A 17886-nucleotide genomic window follows, 5' to 3' on the forward strand; every position below is an offset into this window, starting at 1 on the left:
AAATGCAGCAGAATTCATTGCTTACTGATGCCTCAGTATTGGCCTCATCAGGCTCAAAATTAAGGGTTATACGCTGGTGGCGGATAATGGATACACAGCGTGTTAGCATTATCCCGCTGCCGATTTACTGCGTGTTGTTTGTAAGCCTTGGCGCTCTCCTAGCAATAGAAAAATTATCCAGCGAAATATCGATTATCTTCGGTATGCTTGCGGTACTGAGTTTTGGCTGCGCTGAATTGGGTGCGCGTATCCCAGGTTTGCGCCAAATTGGCGGTGCGGTTATCTTGACCGTATTGTTGCCTTCTTACCTGGTCCATCGTTCGCTGTTGCCAATGCAGCTGGTGCAATCTATTAGCGACTTTTGGCAGGCCACTAATATCCTTTATCTATTTACCGTGGCGGTTATTGTCGGCGGTATTTTGAGTATGGATCGGCAACTTCTGATTAAAGGTTGTGCTAAGCTTTTCATTCCGCTTGGCGCCGGTTCGGTTGCGGCGGCAGTAGTCGGCACGCTGACTGGCATGGCGTTCGGGCTTAGCGCGCACCATGCCTTTTTTTATCTTGTCATTCCGATTATGGCCGGTGGCCTTGGCGAAGGTGCGATTCCGCTTACGCTAGGTTATGCAGCGATTTTACAAGTCCCCCAAGCTCAGCTATTTGCCCAAGTTGTGCCGCCTGTGGTGTTGGGTAATCTTACGGCGATTGTATGTGCTGCGCTGTTTCATCAACTTGGCAAACGCTATCCGCGTTGCAGTGGTGATGGTCATTTATTGCCGATAACGGCACCCGTTTTGCCGCTTGAGGAAAAACCATTCACAGTAACCGTTGAACATGTCGCTGCGGCCGGGATGATTGCGCTTTGCCTATATGTGGCAGGCACGGTGATTTGTCAATTTACGGGCTTGCCTGCGCCGTTGGGCATGTTGTTACTCACGGTGCTGGTTAAGCTAACGTGTGTTATCCCGCCTAAGTTTGAGCACGGCGCGTATAAAATGTACCACTTCTTTGCTGTGGCTGCCGCGTATCCGATTTTATTTGGGATTGGTTTGATTTTAACGCCTTGGGATGCGCTGGTAGAAGCTCTAACGCTGGCGCATTTTGTCACGATCTTTGTTACGGTAGTTACCCTAACCGTAGTGGGTTTTTTGGTTGGACGCTGGGCGGGCCTGCATTCAGTTGAAAGTGCAATTGTCAATGCGTGTCATAGCGGTATGGGAAGTGTAGGAGATATGGCGATTCTAACTGCGTCGCACCGCATGCAATTAATGCCGTTTGCGCAGCTTGCGACTCGCATTGGTGGAGCGTTTACGGTGATGCTTGCGCTGCTCGTGATGAGCCAATTGCCACCCGTATAGCGTATAAAAATTTCGCATCAGCCGCTGATGCATTTCTGCGGAGAAATTGCTTTGCATTTGGCCCGCTCAGGGCGCGCGTAGCCAGCGCTACATACATATACGCTAGAATAAACTTTGCAATAAGTAAGTTAGCGCGGGCTGTTCTTGTTGTCCTGCCGGTGCATCAGCATAAGTTTGACATAACGGTAATATGAACTTTCTGCATTGGCGACGGCTAATAGAAAACCCTCTTTACCATCCAGAAAACCGAGTCGTACCAAATACGTGCGGATGAAAGCCCATAAGCCATGCCCGATGGCTTGGCGCAGCGAAGCGCGTCGACCTTGCTCGAAAAAAAACAGTGCCCCAGTGCTTGAGTAAGCATTAACTTTATCCAGTGCTTCGTGTAGATTGGGAATTGAAAAGTGAATAATGGGCTGATTCAATTTGCCTTTGCTACCGTCGACGATTAAGCTAGGATGAACATGCCTATCGGAAAAGCGCGCGTGACCGCGCTTAAATAAGCGCTCAACGCGATCTGGCCACCAACCGGAGTGCTTCATAAAACGGCCACAAAAGCTGGACCGGCGCGGTGTTGAAAAAGCGGCATGCGGGGTATCGCTGGTGAGTACAGACTCAATCTCTGCGCGTAACTCAGGGGTTGCGCGTTCATCAGCATCAAGACAAAGCACCCAGTCGCTGCGGGCCTGCGCCAAGGCGCGATTTTTCTGAGGCCCGTCGCCCGGCCAATCTGTCTCAAAGACGAGTGCGCCTAATTGACGGCAGAGGTCAGGCGTTCCGTCCGTGCTTCCTGAATCTAAAACGATGACTTCGTTAGCCCAATGTCGTACTGATTCAAGACAATCGCCAATATCGTGCGCCTCATTCATGGCGACGACGATAACACTAAGGGTAGCGCGTTTCATCAGATATTACCTTATGTGTGCTGGGTTGATTAGCGCAGCCAATCAAGATCCCGCTTAACAGAACAAATAAATTGCCTTCTGAAATATCGAGCAGCAAAGAATTCACGAGGCATCCGAGCGTAAATATAAATAGCCAGGTGCATAGCAGTTGGCGGCTGTCGGGTGGAAGGCGGATTGCAGCCCGTGCAATTTGCACCAACAAATGGATAAAAAGCCCTAAGCCAACTAGGCCCAGCTCGACTGCAAACAAAAGATATTGATTGTGCGGATTAGCCGTTATCGCCCCCCGGGCGCCCGTATAGCCATGGGTCAATTGCTTAAATGCTTCATGCACCCCCATTGCACCATAGCCAAAAACCGGACGCTGGGTAATTAGCTCCATGCTTTTACGGTACCACTCAAGGCGCAAGCCGGTTGCGTTAGACTGATTGTGTTGCTGGTACGAGCTGATTTCAGAGCCGGTATCAGCGAGTCGAGTACTCTTAAAATAGAGCGAAGTGCTTGTCGTACCGAGCAAAAGAACGAGAAACACAGCTTGAGCCACGGCCAAGCGGCGATCATGGCGGAAGTTGATCTGTCTCAATTTACGCACGATGTGGTAAATGGCAAGCATGACAATAATGACTTGGCCGGTGCGGCCTTGCAACATGACTAACACATTAACCAGCGCGAGTAGCGAGAGTAAATAATAGAGTCCTTTCGCGCGTGCAGACGATGCCGTTTCAGCTATATCTAACGCTAGGCTAAAGAGTAGCGCTGAAAAAAGCCCCGCCGTAATATGATTTTTAAATACCCAAGCATGCGTTAGAGGATCGCCTGCGTTATAGAGAGGGCCTAAGGCGGTTAGCCCAAGATAATTGCTGATTGACAGAAGTAAGACAAAGCTCAAGCTAATGCATAAGCCAAGGCGCGCAACGTTGGCGAGTGGTCTGCCTTGAAAGACGGCGATTAATAATGGAATAAAAAGTAATTTCCGATATTTGGCGAGCCATTGTAGGCTTTCTTCAAGCGGCGCGGAACTATATAGTACACTGATAGCGAGCACACTCAGGAGGGCGAGCGTAGCGATACTAACCGGGTGGCGCAGAGCGTTGCGCCAATTACGCCATACCTCTGGCGCTAGCAATGCTGCAATAGCGAACAGGCCAAGTGTAATATTGGTCAACGCTGTCGAAACAGGTACACACCATAACGCGATTAACGCAAATAGTTGGGCGCTTGCTAGCGGATATGAAACAGAAATTTTTGTGCCATGCATAATAGAGGGTTTACGTTTTTAGCTTAGCCCAAAATTATAGCTTATTCCCCCTTTATGAATAAATCTTCTACTGCTACTAAAACCTTAACGCGTATTTGGGGTTATCTCAAAGCGCACCGCTGGATTATGGCGTTGGCAATTGCTTCAATGGCGCTGGTGGCGGCAAGCGAGGCAGGTATTCCGGCTTTACTTAAGCCTTTGTTAGATAAAGGCTTTGGCGCTAAAGATCAAGCTACACAGGTCAAATGGCTGGTGCCGTTGGCGGTGATTGGTTTAGCTTTAGTGCGTGGTGCGGCGCAATATGCGTCTAATTATTTGTTGTCGTGGATCTCTAACCGCGTCTTGCTCGATTTGCGTTTACATATGTTTCAACGCATGTTACATGCGAGTGCATTCTTTTTTCAGCGCGAGACCGCTAGCACGATCATAAACGCGATTGTTTTTGAAGTGAACCAGGTGCTGAATATACTCACGAGCGTATTAATTACTTTGGTGCGAGATTCATTAGCGGTTTTTTTTCTGCTGTGCTATCTATTTTATTTAAATTGGCGCCTGACTTTAATTTTGGCGGTGATTTTACCTATCATCGGCTGGCTGGTCAGTAAAATTAATCTGCGTTTGCGGCGCTTAAATCGTGAGCACCAGAAATTAACTAACGAACTTTCTTACATCGTTGAGGAAACTATAGCAGGCTATAAAGTAGTTAAGGTTCATCATGGTGAGCATTATGAGATGCGGCGTTTTGCGGCAATGAGCGCGCGCCTGCGTGGTTATGCAATGCGCCTGACGGTTTCTGGTGCGCTGGCGCAGCCGCTGACTCAATTTTTGGCTTCTATTGCATTAGCGCTGGTACTGGCGATTGCCGTGATGCAGGCAGCGGCTGATCAAACTACGATTGGAGGTTTTGTCGCCTTTGTCACGGCCATGTTGTTGATTATTTCGCCGCTTAAACATCTGATTGATATTAACCAGCCGCTGCAACGAGGGGTGACTGCGGCGGAGCTGATTTTTGGCTTGATTGATGAGCCTGCTGAACCCACTGGGGGTGGGCGCACTTTAGTGCGCGCACAGGGTAAGATTGAGTTTCAGCATGTTTCTTTTAGTTATGGGGCAGCCCATCCGCCCACGTTGCGCGATCTTTCATTTACGGTAGCACCTGGCGAGGTGTGCGCGTTGGTGGGGCAATCTGGCAGTGGCAAAACCACATTAATCAACCTGTTGCCAAGGTTTTTCGATCCCAGTGCGGGGCAGATTTTGATCGACGAAACGCCGTTGACGGCTTATCAGCTTGCTGATCTGCGTAATCAACTTGCTTTTGTCAGCCAAGAGGTGGTGCTATTTAATGACTCAATCGCAGCTAACGTTGCTTATGGGCAAACGATTGACCTTGAGCGCGTTGAGCAGGCGCTCGCGGCGGCGCATTTAATGGAGTTGATGGCGGAGTTGCCTGACGGGATAAAGACCCAAATTGGTGGTAATGGCATGCGGCTCTCGGGCGGCCAGCGTCAGCGGCTGGCGCTCGCGCGGGCTATTTATAAGAATGCGCCTATTCTGATTCTCGATGAGGCGACTTCGGCGCTGGATGCAGAGTCTGAGCGTCATGTTCAAGCCGCTTTAGATGTCCTGATGCGTGGCCGTACCACGTTTGTGATTGCACATCGGTTAGCGACGATTGAACGCGCGGATCGGATCCTGGTGTTGGAAGCGGGCCAGATTGTGGCGCAAGGCAAGCATAGCGAACTGTTACTTCAAAACGGGCGATATGCGCAGCTTTATCGGCTTCAGCACGAATCGCGTCAAACGATTTAAAGCAAGACGATATCGTATTGTTCTTGACTTAGACCGGCGGCGGCTTGCAACGAAACCGGCTTACCAATGAAGTCGCAGAGCATGGCGAGATTTTGAGATTCCTCTTCAAGGAATAGATCGATCACCGTGGGTGCGGCAATAATCCGAAATTCGCGTGGATTAAATTGCCGCGCTTCGCGCAAGATTTCTCGCAGCACCGCATAGCACACTGTGCGCGCGGTTTTAACTTGGCCTTTTCCGGAGCAGGTTGGACAGGGCTCGCAGAGTAGGTGAGCGAGCGCTTCGCGGGTTCGTTTACGCGTCATCTCAACTAATCCAAGTTGAGAAAAACCACTTAGCGAAGTACGGATGCGGTCGTTCGCTAGCGCTTTATTCAGCTCTTTAAGCACCGCTTCGCGATGCTCGGTGTTTTCCATATCGATAAAATCGACAATAATAATACCACCCAGATTACGTAGCCGTAGCTGACGCGCAATCGCATGGGTGGCTTCTAAATTGGTTTTAAAAATGGTGTCGTCAAAACTGCGAGCGCCTACATAACCACCGGTATTAACATCAATCGTCGTCATAGCTTCAGTTTGATCGATGATGAGATAACCGCCGGATTTTAAATCGACGCGTTTAGCCAAGGCTTGCCGGATCTCGGTTTCAATATCATAGAGATCAAACAGCGGCCGCTCGTCAGTATAGTGTTGCAATTTTGCCTGCACGTCTGGGGTGAAGGCCGCGGCAAATCTGCTCAGAGTTTGGAAGGTTTCGTGTGAATCGACTTGAACTGCCGTAGTGTGTTCGTTGACAAAATCACGTAGTACGCGTTGCGGCAGCTCAAGATCTTGGTAAAGCATAAGCGGTGCTGGTGAGCGTTGAGCTTGGCTTTGAAGGGTGGCCCAAGTTTTGCGCAAATACAGTACATCATTGGCAAGTTCTTCTTGGCTTGCATCCTCGGCAATCGTCCGTATGATATAGCCCCCTTTTTCAGCTGCGGGTAAAACCTCTGCCAGCCGTGCGCGGATTGCTTCGCGCTCGACCTCGCTTTCAATTTTTTGCGAAATGCCGATATGCGGTTCATGGGGTAAATACACCAAGGTGCGACCGGCAATGCTAATCTGCGTTGAAAGGCGTGCCCCTTTGTTGCCAAGTGGATCTTTGATCACTTGCACCATCAGCGCTTGCCCTTCGCTGAGCATTTTTTCGATGGGCTGTATGTGATGCTCTTTGCCGCCCGGTTGCCAGAGATCGGCGACATGTAAAAAAGCGGCGCGTCCAAGCCCAATATCGATAAAAGCCGACTGCATGCCAGGCAAAACTCGGATTACCCTACCCAAGTAAATATTGCCGACTAACCCGCGCGATAAAGTCCGCTCAATATAGAGTTCTTGCGCCACACCTTGTTGGATAATCGCGACCCGCGTCTCTTGCGGCGTAATATTGATCAAAATTTCTTGCTTCATCATTTTGCGGGGGAATCTAAGCCTTTATGTTGAGCAGAAATTATTTTTTAAAATATTTGGGTGCGCTTGGGGGGTTAAGCGCGGTGATAGGGGTGCTGCTGAGTAATGCTCCAGGCGCGGTAAAGCTGTTCTGCAAGCAACACGCGCACGATGGCATGGGGTAGGGTGAAACTCGAAACGCGTAGGACTAAATCGGCTTGCTGGTGGAAGGCGCGATCTAGACCATCCGCGCCGCCAATCACAAACGCAATATCACGTCCGTCTTCGCGCCAACTGGGTAATATTTGAGCAAGCTGCTGGGTGGTCCAAGCTTGACCGTGTTCATCGAGAACCACTAAGCGCGCATTTTTAGGCCGGGCTGCTTCGATCCGTTGTTTCTCGGCATTGAGCAAACTTGCAGTATTGTGTCGAGTAGAGCGCGGTTCGGGTTTGATCTCACGCACTTCTAAGGCCAGCTCGGGCGGCATGCGCTTGACATACTCATCCACGCCGCACCGAATCCAGTCAGGCATTTTATGGCCCACGGCGAGGATCCATAATTTCATTGCAATGAAGCCGGTGCCGAGAGTTTCATGCGGACCGGCTTGCCGCCCCAAATTTCTTCGAGTCGGTAATATTGCCGTAGCGCGGGGAGCAAAATATGCACGACCGCATCGCCGCAATCGACTAACACCCATTCGCCTGTTTCGGTCCCCTCAATGTTGAGGACCTGACCGCCAGCGGCTTTGACATTTTCCCGCACGCTCAAAGCCAGAGAGCGAGTCTGCCGATTTGACGTGCCACTGGCGATAATCACCCGGTCAAAGAATTCGCTGAGATGGCTGGTATTAAAGACTTCTATATTTTGCGCTTTCATTGCCTCAAGGCCATCGACAATGGAGCGTTGGAGTGTACGTATATTCATATTACAAGGTGGATTGATAAAGTTGATGCTGACGAATATAGTGCCAGATGGGGGCTGGCAAAGAGGGCGGTGCTGCAGCGTTTAAGGTAGATCGGGATGCGCGGATTTGGGCGCGGATTTGGGTCGCGGAAATATCAAGCGCGAGCTCGCTATCGAGTAAAATTAGGCCATGCGTGAGTAGGCATAAAGCATGTGCAGGCGCTGTGCGTTGGGCAATTTCTGTGGCAATCACAGGGGGGGCTGCGGCAAGCGAAAACCCCGGGCGCGCGGCTACGCAAAGATGCGCATAATCGAAGAGCCGCGGCCATTGATGCCAACTATCAAGCCGTATGAATTGATCGGCTCCTATCAGAAACGATAGCGAGGTGTGAGCGCCCACTTTTTTACGCCATGCAGCCAGCGTATCAACTGTGTAACTCGGGCTGGCACGCTCAATTTCATCGGTGGCGACGATGATCTCGGTCTCAGGCAACTTCAGTTGAGCAGCACCCAGGCGCGTCATTGCTAAGCGGTGAGAGGCTGCCGATACTTGGTTTAGAGTGGTGTTATGCGCTTTTTGCCACGGCTGCCCCGCGGGCAGAAGAATTAATTGATTAAGGTGCAAACGTTTTGCAAAATCGGCAGCGAGCGTCAAATGCCCATGATGAAACGGGTCGAAAGTCCCACCGAAAATACCAACACATAGCGTCATTGATGGCCCCAATCTCAGCCCGCCGAGGATTGCGCACAACATCCCCCACTGCGTACTGCACTTCTAACGACACATTGCGTACCGCCATTCGATTTAATCATAGCCAATCGCGCGCAATTAGAAAGTCGTTATAGAGCTCGGCTTCAGGCGAGCCGGGCTCGGGTTTCCAGTCATAGCGCCAGTGCGCGATCGGGGGCAGCGACATTAAAATCGATTCAGTCCGCCCGCCGCTTTGTAGGCCAAAGAGGGTGCCGCGATCGCACACTAGGTTAAATTCAACATAACGGCCACGTCGATATGCTTGGAAGGCTTTTTCATTCGGACCAAATGGCAGATGGCGACGGGCCTTAATAATGGGCAAATAGGCTTTTGTAAAGGCATCGCCAACGCTTTGCATGAGCTTAAAGCCTGCTTCAAAGCCTAGCTCGGAAAAATCATCATAAAAAATTCCACCAATACCGCGCGGCTCGTTGCGATGTTTTAAAAAAAAGTATTCATCACAGGCTTGTTTGAAGCGTGGATAAAGATCTGCCCCAAATGGCGCAACGGCATCCCGGCAAGTACGATGAAAGTGGCGCGCATCCTCTGCAAAACCATAGTAGGGCGTAAGATCCATGCCGCCACCGAACCAGAATACAGGGGCCGTATCCGCGTCGGCGGGCGTAGCCGCCAGTAAGCGCACATTCATATGCACGGTTGGGCAATACGGGTTATGTGGATGGAGTACGAGCGAGATACCAAGCGCTTCAAAACGGCAGCCAGCCAGCTGTGGTCTGACAGATGTGGCTGAACTTGGTAGGGTATCGCCGCTCACGTGAGAGAAGTTAACGCCGCCGCTTTCCAGTAAACCACCGGGTTCTATAATGCATGAAATGCCGTCGCCACGCAGGCGCTCGCTTGGCGCGCGCTGCCACTGATCATGGATAAAACGCGGCGCATCAAGCTGCTCGAAAGAAGCGGTGATCTTTTGCTGCAAATTAAGCAAATAGCTGCGCACGCGCGCAAAGTCGATTTGAGAATCCATGCCTTGATAGCTTATCGATCAAATAAAAAAATAATAGAAGCGCGCCAGACTTCACGGTTAAAACTTATAAAACGTCGCACACCCAGCGCTGAATATTTTTAATTCAATGGCTTCCGATTTAATGCGCGATGACCAATATCGCGTCGATATTGCATTCCATCAAAAGCAATTCGATTCACTACATCATAGACGGCGGTTTGTGCGCCACGCACAGAGTCCGCCAGTCCAACCACGCAAAGTACTCGGCCACCTGCGGTTACAAGATGCTCATCAACCAGAGCGGTCCCTGCATGAAAGGTCTGGATCTGTTCCGTTTGCGCTGGGATGCCAGAAATTAAATCTCCTTTACGCGGCGCTTCTGGATAGCCGTGAGCCGCCAGTACGACCCCTAATGCAGTACGGCGATCCCAGGCCAATTCCACCTGGTTTAGCGTGCCCGCAATGGCGTGCTCAATCACCTTAGAAAAATCCCCTTTTAAGCGCGCCATGATCGGTTGCGTTTCTGGATCGCCTAGGCGGCAATTGAACTCAAGCGCCTTGGGATTGCCCTGCGCATCGATCATCAGCCCGGCATATAGAAAACCGGTGTAGCGAATGCCTTCTTGCTCCATACCTTGCACCGTGGGCAAGATAATTTCTCGCATAATGCGCGCATGTAATTTGGGCGTCACAATCGGGGCCGGCGAATAGGCACCCATGCCGCCTGTATTGGGGCCTGCATCATGCTCAAGCAAACGTTTATGATCCTGGCTAGAGGCCAGTGGGAGTACATGTTTGCCATCCACCATGACAATAAAGCTGGCTTCTTCACCGCTCAAGTATTCTTCAATCACCACGCGCGCGCCGTTTCCGCCAGCCAACATCGTATCGATAGCGGCATGCGCCTCAGCCAGTTCAGTGGCAACCACAACGCCTTTGCCTGCAGCTAAGCCATCCGCCTTAATGACGATTGGCGCACCTTGTGCCTCAACGTAATGGTGCGCTGCCGGCGCATCTTCAAAGCTAGCATACGCGGCGGTTGGAATCTGGTGCCGCATCATAAAAGCTTTGGCAAAAGCCTTGGAGCTTTCTAATTGAGCCGCTTGCTGCGTTGGGCCAAATACTTTAAGCCCGCGGGCGCGAAATAGATTCACTACACCTGCCGCGAGGGGCGCTTCTGGCCCGACCACCGTAAAAGCAACCCGTTCTTTCTGCGCAAAATCGGCGAGTTCTTCCAAATCGGTCAGAGCAATATTGCGTAGCCGGTCGTCGCGCGCCGTACCGCCATTGCCTGGCGCAACGTAGACAAACTGCACGCGTGGCGCTTGGGCAAGTTTCCATGCCAGCGCATGCTCACGGCCTCCTGAGCCAATAACAAGTAACTTCATACGTATCTGTTCCTAGAAATGACTTAAATTTCGTCAATCAGTGCGTTCGTAAAGACGGCTTGTACGTCATCGAGATTTTCAAGGGTGTCTAGCAGTTTTTGCATTTTCACGGCATCTTCGCCGGAGCAGGCGATTTCGCTGTGTGGCTTCATGGTGATTTCCGCCAATTCGGCCTTAAAACCTGCGGTTTCGAGAGCGCTTTTGACTTGGCTAAAAGCGCTCGGCGCACATAAAATTTCAATGCTGCCATCGCTATGACTCATGACGTCATCAGCACCTGCCTCGAGCGCGATGGTCATTAAGCTCTCTTCAGACGCGCCAGGCGCAAACAAAAACTGCCCGCAGTGGGTAAACATAAAAACCACAGAACCATCTTGTCCCAAGTTGCCGCCATGTTTGGAAAAAGCATGGCGTACTTCAGCGACGGTGCGGGTACGATTATCCGTCATGCAATCGACGATAATCGCAGCGCCTGCTAAGCCATAACCTTCATAACGGATTTCTTCGTAGTGAGCGCCTTCAAGTCCGCCAGCACCCCGTTGAATGGCCCGTTGAATATTGTCTTTGGGCATATTGGCATCGGTGGCTTTATCAATTGCCAGCCGTAAGCGCGGATTACTATTCACGTCGCCACCGCCTAAGCGGGCGGCCACGGTAATTTCTTTAATCAAACGTGTCCAAACCTTGCCGCGCTTTGCATCCGCAGCCGCTTTTTTATGCTTGATATTGGCCCATTTAGAATGACCAGCCATAGGCTTTTTCTCCTGATTGAATGCTAACGGTCGCGCGGTCGCTGGCGGGAATTGCTGCGGCCAATGCGGTTACCATTGTTGCGAGTTGTGCCGGTGCCATTTGCATACGGAGCTTCATGGTAACGATTACCATTGCTATTGCCACTGCGTACGCCTTCGTTAAAAGGCGTATGCGTTTGTCCGTAACGGCGAGGGGCGGGATTGCTATTGTAGTCAGCGAAGCCAAGCGCAGTTTGCATCGGATCAGGTTGGCGCCGCCGTGGCGCCGCTGCTCGACCGGTCTGCGTCGCATTGCGTGAGGATTTATCGTGATTGCTGGGCAGCTTCAATTCCACCGAAGCGAATAAAGCTCGTACCTGGGCCTCATCCATTTCTTCCCAGCGGCCACGCTTTAGGCCACGAGGCAAAGAAATTGGGCCGTGGCGGGTACGAATGAGCCGGCTGACCATGCAGCCGACTGCTTCAAACATGCGCCGTACCTCTCGGTTGCGGCCTTCGGCTAAAGCGACGTGATACCAGCGGTTGGTTCCTTCGCCACCGCCTGTTTGCAAGCGCAGAAAATGAGCCGGGCCATCGTCCAGCGTGACGCCGCGCAAAAGCTGCTGGCGTGCAGTTTCCGACAACTCACCCACAATCCGCACGGCATATTCACGCTCGACGTTGTAACGTGGATGCATGCAACGATTGGCTAAATCGCCTGAAGTGGTGAGTAAGAGTAACCCTTCTGTGTTAAAGTCAAGGCGGCCAATTGAAAGCCATTTAGCCATTTTTATGGTGGGCAATCTGTCGAAGACGGAAGGCCGACGCTCTGGGTCAGAGTGGCTCACAATTTCTCCGGCTGGCTTGTGATAGATCAGCACTCGCGGTGGTTGGGTCGGTAATTTGCGGGCGATCAACTTACCATTAATCCGCACTAAGTCGGTTGGCATAATGCGTTGCCCGATGTGGGCTGGCTCGCCATTGACGGAGACCCGGCCCGCCATAATCAACTCTTCCATTTCACGGCGTGAGCCCATGCCCGCTTCAGCCAGCACTTTGTGTAGCTTAGGGGTATCCTCGTCCGGTGCCAGCACACGCTTTGGCAGCGCAGTTTTGCGCAAGCGTCCAAGCATTGGCGCACGCACATTTCCGCTGGCATTATCCGCGTCATAAGCGGGTGAGGTGACATAAGAAAACACCTCGTCCGCTTTGCCATTTTTGGAGGGGGAGGGCTCACTAGAGGTCAGATTTTTTTCTGACTTGGGTGGGCGTTTCGGGCGCGGGCTGGCCTCTTGGCGCGCCGCGTCTGAAGGGGTGGCTGGCGGCTGTGCGCCTTTAGTTTTTTCAGCCCGGCGCCGCGCAATTAAACTACGCGGGCCACGCCGCAAACCACGCCGCACTTGCCCTTCGCCCGCTGGTGTTGGTGCGGAAGCCGTCTCCGCTGGACCAATATTCGTATTGGTCTCATCTGTAGCGGGCACAGCAGAAGCAGGCGCAGTCTCGCCTTGATTAACCTTAAGTAAATCGGTTTCTTGACTATGTTTCAAAACAACCTCTGGAAAGTGAAAGTAGGGGCGCTATGGGTAAAGTAGCGCGCTTTGTTTTTTTAATCAGTAAATTCGATTGTATGTTGCTCAATGGGATGATCTGCCGATAAATTAGATAAAGTGGGTAATGCATCTAGCGCAGGCAAACTAAGATCATCCAGAAAAAATTGGGTTGTTGCATAAAGCGCTGGCCGGCCTGGCGTATCACGTTGGCCTACGATTTCAACCCAGCCGCGTTCTTCGAGCTGTTTAAGTACTTGGCTATTGACCGTCACCCCGCGGATTTGCTCTATATCGCCACGCGTAACCGGCTGACGATAAGCAATAATCGCTAAAGTTTCAAGGGCTGCGCGCGAGTATTTAGGCGGTTTTTCAGGATGCAGTTTGTCTAACAATGGCTGCATTTCGGGTTTACTCTGAAAACGCCAACCGCTGGCTAATGAAACCAGTTCAATGCCCCGCTCCGACCAGTCAGCGCACAATTCTTCAAGCAGGCCGCGTACATCATTAGACGTTATCTCGGCAGCGAATAATTGACGTAAATCATCGATTTTGAGCGGTTCCTGCGCACATATTAAAGCAGTTTCAAGCGCAATTTTCGCTTGCTGGGCGCTCATGCCGCCGATTTCCTTTTCCACCGATGACTTTGTAGCTTTCATCAAAAATATCAAATGTATATATAGCAAAGGCTATCTACAAATACGCTTTTGTTCGTTTCATCATAACCAAAAACACTCGGTAATTTATTCCTATTGTACCGTTTTGCTGATTTAAGCCGACTGCACGGATGCATTTTTGCAAACCTTATTTTCCGAACATCGCTCTGAGCGGCTGCGTTAGAATGAGCATTTTTAAACTTTTCTGCTACACGGTAAGGTAAGTCATCTGCAATGCAATACGGATTTTTGCGCCGGCTGTCAGCCGTTTGGGGCCTTGTTTTAATCGCCGTTTTCTTGGCGGCCTGTAGTGCGCCAGCAGGCTATTATCGAGTCCGGCGTGGCGACACTTTAAGTCGCATTGCCCAACGCCACAAAGCCAGCACGGAAGACCTCGCGCGGTGGAACCGTTTATCTAAACCTAATGTATTGGCAATTAACCAAACACTGCGCGTTAAACCACCTGCCTCGAAACACCCCCCCAAGCGGTCTGCCACTCAAGCGCGCCACTTGACGCGAGCGACACCCGTTCTGCCCTCTAGTATAGCAAAGATGTCCGCTGCTGTTCCATTTGCTTTGGATTGGCCTGCTCAAGGGCCGATCATCCGCGGTTTTGACGGCATCAATAACAAAGGCATTAATATTACTGGCAAAGTGGGTGACCCAATTTACGCCGCAGCCGATGGCAAGGTAGTTTATGCTGGAAATAAGTTACGCGGTTATGGCAATTTACTTATTATTAAGCACCGGGCTGATTTTTTAACCGCGTATGCGCATAATCGGACCCTCTATATTCCCGAAGGACAAAATGTAAAAAAAGGGCAGCGCATTGCAGAGATGGGCAACACGGACAGCACGGCTGCTATGCTTCATTTTGAGCTGCGCTATCAAGGCCGTTCGCTTAATCCGTTGCACTATTTGCCTGCTCGTTAGTCGAGCAGTATGTGTTAGAATCCGCGTTTATAAAAAAGCCTCGCGTCGTTTTTCTGCCCATAGCTCAGTTGGATAGAGCATCGGCCTTCTAAGCCGAGGGTCGGGGGTTCGAATCCCTCTGGGCAGGCCATTATGCACAGTTATGAATCACAGACCAACTATTTTGCTGGCAATTGATACGTCCACTGAATTTTGTTCTGTCGCCCTTGCTGTAAGCTCGACCGCGCAGGAACCGCCTCAATTGTATAGTCGGCATGAATTGACGGGGGCAACGGCTAGCTTGCGCGTGTTGCCCATGGTGCAAGAGGTTTTTGCTGAAGCCAAGCTGAATCTGCGTGCTTGCACGGCGCTTGCTTTTGGCGCGGGCCCCGGCTCGTTTACGGGCCTGCGTACTGCAACGGGTGTTGTGCAAGGGTTAGCTTTTGCACTACACGTACCGGTGGTTCCAGTGAGCACTCTGCTCGCTTGTGCACAGGCCACCCGTGACCGCGCAGGAGCGCTTAACCGAGTGCTGGCGGTGTTAGATGCGCGTATGAATGAAGTATATTGGGCGCAGTTTGAGTGGGACCCAGAAATCCATAATTGGCGTACGGTGCAACCCGTAACGCTGACTGCACCTAATGCGGTCAATTTCCCAGATGCGCCTTTTACCTTGGCGGGCAATGCGGCTGATCTTTTGAGTGCGCAGCTTGCTAGCGTGCCACACAAGGTTAGCCTTGATCCGTTGGCGCAACCTCATGCGACAGCGATCGCCACGCTGGGTCTATGCGCTTTGCGCGCGGGTCAGGTGGTATCCGCTGAAAGCGCAATGCCGGTTTATATTCGCAATAAAGTTGCGTTCACGACTGCGGAGCGCGCTGCACGAGCCGCCCATGCGTAACCACGCGCAATCCCCCCAGCAAACTACTGCTGCGTATCACTTCACCGCTATGCGTCAAGTCGATTTGGTTGAGGTCATGGCGCTTGAGTGTATGGCTTATACTTTCCCCTGGAGCCAGGCTAATTTTGTCGACGCATTAGAGAATCATAATATCGGCATTTGCATGCGAGATAGCCGCGGAGCTTTACTGGGCTATTGTGTTTTAATGCCAGCCGTGGACGAGATGCAACTCTTAAATTTGTGCATTATTCCAGCGCTGCAAGGACAAGGGCTGGGGCAGGCGCTGCTTAAAGTAGCGATACAATCTACACGTACAGCAAAGTTGCGCCGTCTTTTACTCGAAGTCAGACTCTCCAATCAGAACGCCTTACGCTTGTATCAGAAATTTGGTTTTACGGTGATTGGCCGTCGGAAAGAATATTATTTAGCTCAGCATGGCGTGCGTGAAGATGCGCTTGTGATGCAGCTTACCTTATCCATGGAGAGTGCCCATGCCTGAGTCGGATCCAATCCTGGAAGAATTAGGTTTGATGCCTGTTTGGCAGAAGCGTGCTTTGAGCACAATCAGCGCGGCTGAACCTGCCGCGCTTGAAGCGAGCTCAAGCGCGAACGTTAAAGCACAAAAAAAAGAATTTGAGGTTATCCCCGACGCGGCCCTAAGCGCTTCTGAAACACCCATTAGTTCGCTGGATTGGGACACACTTAAAGCACGTGTTGCTGATTGTAAGCGTTGCCGGTTATGTGAAAAACGCAATCGTACCGTATTTGGTGTTGGCGATGAAAAAGCGAGCTGGATGTTGGTAGGCGAGGCGCCTGGCGCCAATGAAGATCGCTTAGGAGAGCCTTTTGTGGGGCAGGCCGGCAAGCTGCTAGATAATATGTTGCATGCAGTAGGGCGCACCCGTGAAAATGGCATTTATATTGCGAATGTGATCAAGTGCCGTCCGCCTGGCAATCGTGATCCTCAACTTGATGAAGTGGCTCAATGCGAGCCGTATCTAAAACGACAGTTGGCGATCATCCGCCCGCAACTCATTATCGCGCTTGGTCGCTTTGCTGCGCAAAGCTTGCTCAAAACCGATGCCAGTATTTCATCGCTACGGAATCGCGTGCATCAATACGAAGGTGTGCCGGTGATAGTGACTTACCATCCAGCTTATTTGTTGCGCAACTTACCTGATAAAGCGAAAGCCTGGGCAGATTTATGCCGCGCGCAAGAAATTTATCAAGCTATGAAACATTAGCTTATGCCTTATTCTTGCGCACTGACGGGCTAGCGTACCCGCGGCCATTTTATTGCGCACAATTCAATGACAACTGAGTGCTTTGATTTTATCGTCAGAAAGTTGTGTAGCTTGTTTAATAAAATCGAGCTTCATGCCGCAGGCTAGCAGATTTTTAGCAATTTCAAGCTTAGCTTCTTGCCAACCTTCTTGTCGTCCTTCTTCAATTAAATATTGTGCAGCAGACATAATATCCTCCCGATAATGTGGTGAGATTTTAATCATAGATTGGACAAATTGCTTGTCGATTCCTCGACCTTCCTTTGCTAGATAATATAGCAATCCTCTTCTTTTTTCAACTGAGAGAGGATAACGCTCAAAGAGCTCAAATATTTTAGGCGCAAGCTGCGTTAGCTCCCAACGGTGGATGTACTTTTGCGCTAAGCTCATGGCTGCGCAACGCTTATGGGTTATCAACACCTCGTCTGGTATCGCTGATAAATCAATCAGTTGAATTGGGTGAGTTAACGCAAATATTTTTTGTGCTAGTGATTGGTGTTTGAAGCATTCTAAAAGACTGAGTGGCCCTTTATAGGGGCCTATGCCCCGATAAAAAATCAATGGCACCACCACCGGTAGTAATGCATGACCTTGATTAAGGTGTTGTTTCATAATGGCGCTTTGATAACGCCATAACTTAAAAGGTGTTAATTGACCCGCTGTGCTTTCATGCTCTAACAGAATATACGCGGGGCCTTGGCCTTTGATGGCTTGGATTGAATAGGCAATGTCGCTGTAATGCTGGCTTAAATTGTCTTCAACAAATGCGCCTGGCGCGAGGGTTAAAGTATTGAAATCAAATTCTTGTTGCAAAGAATTAGGTAAATGGGTTTGTAGAAATTCTCTGGCAATCTCTACATCCATCAGAAATAACTTGCATAAGGCGTCATGCGGCATGGATAAAGCATTCATTTTGTTGATCGACGTATCACCCCAAGAGGTTAAGCATGCTCCACATTCTGCCGCTCACCTGTGTGATAACCGAACGAAGCTGGTGATACGGATTCGATGTGGTTTTATGAGCGGTGTACGTTGCATTGCAGTTGAAAGTCGCATAGATACTTGATCGTATAGATAATCCGGATCAGATAG

General features: G+C 50.7%; 15 protein-coding genes, 1 tRNA gene and 3 pseudogenes. 7 read left to right on the top strand and 12 right to left on the bottom strand.

The features are described from left to right. The first annotated feature begins 86 nt into the window (after positions 1–86). Positions 87–1355: a 2-hydroxycarboxylate transporter family protein gene (locus tag MPB2EB_RS04140; protein WP_185182579.1), complete on the top strand. Its 1269-nt coding sequence runs from the start codon at positions 87–89 to the stop codon at positions 1353–1355. Between the two features lie 128 nt (positions 1356–1483). Here the strand turns inward: MPB2EB_RS04140 and MPB2EB_RS04145 are convergent, their stop codons facing one another. Beyond that, positions 1484–2260: a glycosyltransferase family 2 protein gene (locus MPB2EB_RS04145; protein ID WP_185182580.1), complete on the bottom strand. Its 777-nt coding sequence runs from the start codon at positions 2258–2260 to the stop codon at positions 1484–1486. Beyond that, on the bottom strand, positions 2241–3518 hold the full coding sequence (locus tag MPB2EB_RS04150; RefSeq protein ID WP_185182581.1) for an O-antigen ligase: 1278 nt from the start codon (positions 3516–3518) through the stop codon (positions 2241–2243). Before MPB2EB_RS04150 ends, MPB2EB_RS04145 begins: the two co-directional genes overlap by 20 nt. Before the next feature lie 54 nt (positions 3519–3572). On the opposite strand from MPB2EB_RS04150, the gene msbA reads away from it, so the two are divergent. Then, on the top strand, positions 3573–5327 hold the full coding sequence (gene msbA, locus MPB2EB_RS04155; protein WP_185182582.1) for a lipid A export permease/ATP-binding protein MsbA: 1755 nt from the start codon (positions 3573–3575) through the stop codon (positions 5325–5327). Here the strand turns inward: msbA and rng are convergent. The 9 genes and pseudogenes from rng to scpB form a co-directional block, all read right to left on the bottom strand. Next, positions 5324–6778 (bottom strand): ribonuclease G, encoded by a 1455-nt coding sequence (rng, locus tag MPB2EB_RS04160; protein ID WP_185182648.1) that lies wholly within the window; start codon positions 6776–6778, stop codon positions 5324–5326. The genes msbA and rng overlap by 4 nt on opposite strands. Before the next feature lie 74 nt (positions 6779–6852). Next, complete coding sequence (rlmH, locus tag MPB2EB_RS04165) at positions 6853–7323, bottom strand: 23S rRNA (pseudouridine(1915)-N(3))-methyltransferase RlmH (protein ID WP_185182583.1); 471 nt, start codon at positions 7321–7323, stop codon at positions 6853–6855. A gap of 5 nt (positions 7324–7328) precedes the next feature. Beyond that, positions 7329–7682, bottom strand: a pseudogene (rsfS, locus tag MPB2EB_RS04170) (ribosome silencing factor); the annotation flags it as partial. 1 nt (position 7683) lies between these two features. After that, a complete protein-coding gene (locus MPB2EB_RS04175) occupies positions 7684–8373 on the bottom strand; it encodes a nicotinate-nucleotide adenylyltransferase (RefSeq protein ID WP_232534490.1) in 690 nt (229 codons plus the stop codon). A gap of 97 nt (positions 8374–8470) precedes the next feature. Then, entirely contained in the window at positions 8471–9397 is a 927-nt protein-coding gene (hemF, locus tag MPB2EB_RS04180; RefSeq protein ID WP_185182585.1) for an oxygen-dependent coproporphyrinogen oxidase, read from the bottom strand. Positions 9398–9495: 98 nt separating this feature from the next. Beyond that, complete coding sequence (gene purD, locus MPB2EB_RS04185; RefSeq protein WP_185182586.1) at positions 9496–10764, bottom strand: phosphoribosylamine--glycine ligase; 1269 nt, start codon at positions 10762–10764, stop codon at positions 9496–9498. 23 nt (positions 10765–10787) lie between these two features. Continuing rightward, positions 10788–11516 carry a YebC/PmpR family DNA-binding transcriptional regulator gene (locus MPB2EB_RS04190; protein WP_185181137.1) on the bottom strand — a complete coding sequence of 243 codons (729 nt, stop codon included), beginning with the start codon at positions 11514–11516 and terminating at the stop codon, positions 10788–10790. Between the two features lie 164 nt (positions 11517–11680). After that, positions 11681–13042 (bottom strand): annotated as a pseudogene (rluB, locus tag MPB2EB_RS04195) (23S rRNA pseudouridine(2605) synthase RluB); the annotation flags it as partial. A 62-nt stretch (positions 13043–13104) separates the two neighbouring features. Then, positions 13105–13659: pseudogene (scpB, locus tag MPB2EB_RS04200) on the bottom strand (SMC-Scp complex subunit ScpB); the annotation flags it as partial. A 273-nt stretch (positions 13660–13932) separates the two neighbouring features. On the opposite strand from scpB, the gene MPB2EB_RS04205 reads away from it, so the two are divergent. From MPB2EB_RS04205 to MPB2EB_RS04225, 5 genes are all read left to right on the top strand, one after another. Further along, positions 13933–14631, top strand: a complete 699-nt coding sequence (locus MPB2EB_RS04205; RefSeq protein ID WP_185181139.1) for a peptidoglycan DD-metalloendopeptidase family protein — start codon at positions 13933–13935, stop codon at positions 14629–14631. Positions 14632–14684: 53 nt separating this feature from the next. Next, a tRNA-Arg gene (locus MPB2EB_RS04210) sits at positions 14685–14761 on the top strand. Between the two features lie 12 nt (positions 14762–14773). Beyond that, positions 14774–15511, top strand: a complete 738-nt coding sequence (gene tsaB / locus MPB2EB_RS04215; protein WP_185181140.1) for a tRNA (adenosine(37)-N6)-threonylcarbamoyltransferase complex dimerization subunit type 1 TsaB — start codon at positions 14774–14776, stop codon at positions 15509–15511. After that, positions 15504–16010, top strand: a complete 507-nt coding sequence (gene rimI / locus MPB2EB_RS04220; protein ID WP_185181141.1) for a ribosomal protein S18-alanine N-acetyltransferase — start codon at positions 15504–15506, stop codon at positions 16008–16010. Before tsaB ends, rimI begins: the two co-directional genes overlap by 8 nt. Further along, positions 16003–16755 carry a uracil-DNA glycosylase family protein gene (locus MPB2EB_RS04225; protein ID WP_185181142.1) on the top strand — a complete coding sequence of 251 codons (753 nt, stop codon included), beginning with the start codon at positions 16003–16005 and terminating at the stop codon, positions 16753–16755. The genes rimI and MPB2EB_RS04225 overlap by 8 nt, the downstream gene beginning before the upstream one ends. 63 nt (positions 16756–16818) lie before the next feature. Here MPB2EB_RS04225 and MPB2EB_RS04230 read toward each other — a convergent pair whose 3' ends face one another. Beyond that, complete coding sequence (locus MPB2EB_RS04230) at positions 16819–17706, bottom strand: Rpn family recombination-promoting nuclease/putative transposase (protein ID WP_185181143.1); 888 nt, start codon at positions 17704–17706, stop codon at positions 16819–16821. Positions 17707–17886: the final 180 nt, after the last annotated feature.

This window comes from Mycoavidus sp. B2-EB (assembly GCF_014218255.1).
Lineage (GTDB): Bacteria > Pseudomonadota > Gammaproteobacteria > Burkholderiales > Burkholderiaceae > Mycoavidus.

What these genes read in the sequence shown, in the direction of transcription:
- MPB2EB_RS04140 (WP_185182579.1), top strand. Translation starts at nt 87, where the DNA reads ATGGATACACAGCGTGTTAGCATTATCCCGCTGCCGATTTACTGCGTG.
- rlmH (WP_185182583.1), bottom strand. Translation starts at nt 7,323, where the DNA reads ATGAAATTATGGATCCTCGCCGTGGGCCATAAAATGCCTGACTGGATT.
- purD (WP_185182586.1), bottom strand. Translation starts at nt 10,764, where the DNA reads ATGAAGTTACTTGTTATTGGCTCAGGAGGCCGTGAGCATGCGCTGGCA.
- rimI (WP_185181141.1), top strand. Translation starts at nt 15,504, where the DNA reads ATGCGTAACCACGCGCAATCCCCCCAGCAAACTACTGCTGCGTATCAC.
- MPB2EB_RS04190 (WP_185181137.1), bottom strand. Translation starts at nt 11,516, where the DNA reads ATGGCTGGTCATTCTAAATGGGCCAATATCAAGCATAAAAAAGCGGCT.
- msbA (WP_185182582.1), top strand. Translation starts at nt 3,573, where the DNA reads ATGAATAAATCTTCTACTGCTACTAAAACCTTAACGCGTATTTGGGGT.
- tsaB (WP_185181140.1), top strand. Translation starts at nt 14,774, where the DNA reads ATGAATCACAGACCAACTATTTTGCTGGCAATTGATACGTCCACTGAA.
- rng (WP_185182648.1), bottom strand. Translation starts at nt 6,778, where the DNA reads ATGAAGCAAGAAATTTTGATCAATATTACGCCGCAAGAGACGCGGGTC.
- MPB2EB_RS04145 (WP_185182580.1), bottom strand. Translation starts at nt 2,260, where the DNA reads ATGAAACGCGCTACCCTTAGTGTTATCGTCGTCGCCATGAATGAGGCG.
- hemF (WP_185182585.1), bottom strand. Translation starts at nt 9,397, where the DNA reads ATGGATTCTCAAATCGACTTTGCGCGCGTGCGCAGCTATTTGCTTAAT.
- MPB2EB_RS04150 (WP_185182581.1), bottom strand. Translation starts at nt 3,518, where the DNA reads ATGCATGGCACAAAAATTTCTGTTTCATATCCGCTAGCAAGCGCCCAA.
- MPB2EB_RS04230 (WP_185181143.1), bottom strand. Translation starts at nt 17,706, where the DNA reads ATGAATGCTTTATCCATGCCGCATGACGCCTTATGCAAGTTATTTCTG.
- MPB2EB_RS04175 (WP_232534490.1), bottom strand. Translation starts at nt 8,373, where the DNA reads ATGACGCTATGTGTTGGTATTTTCGGTGGGACTTTCGACCCGTTTCAT.
- MPB2EB_RS04205 (WP_185181139.1), top strand. Translation starts at nt 13,933, where the DNA reads ATGCAATACGGATTTTTGCGCCGGCTGTCAGCCGTTTGGGGCCTTGTT.
- MPB2EB_RS04225 (WP_185181142.1), top strand. Translation starts at nt 16,003, where the DNA reads ATGCCTGAGTCGGATCCAATCCTGGAAGAATTAGGTTTGATGCCTGTT.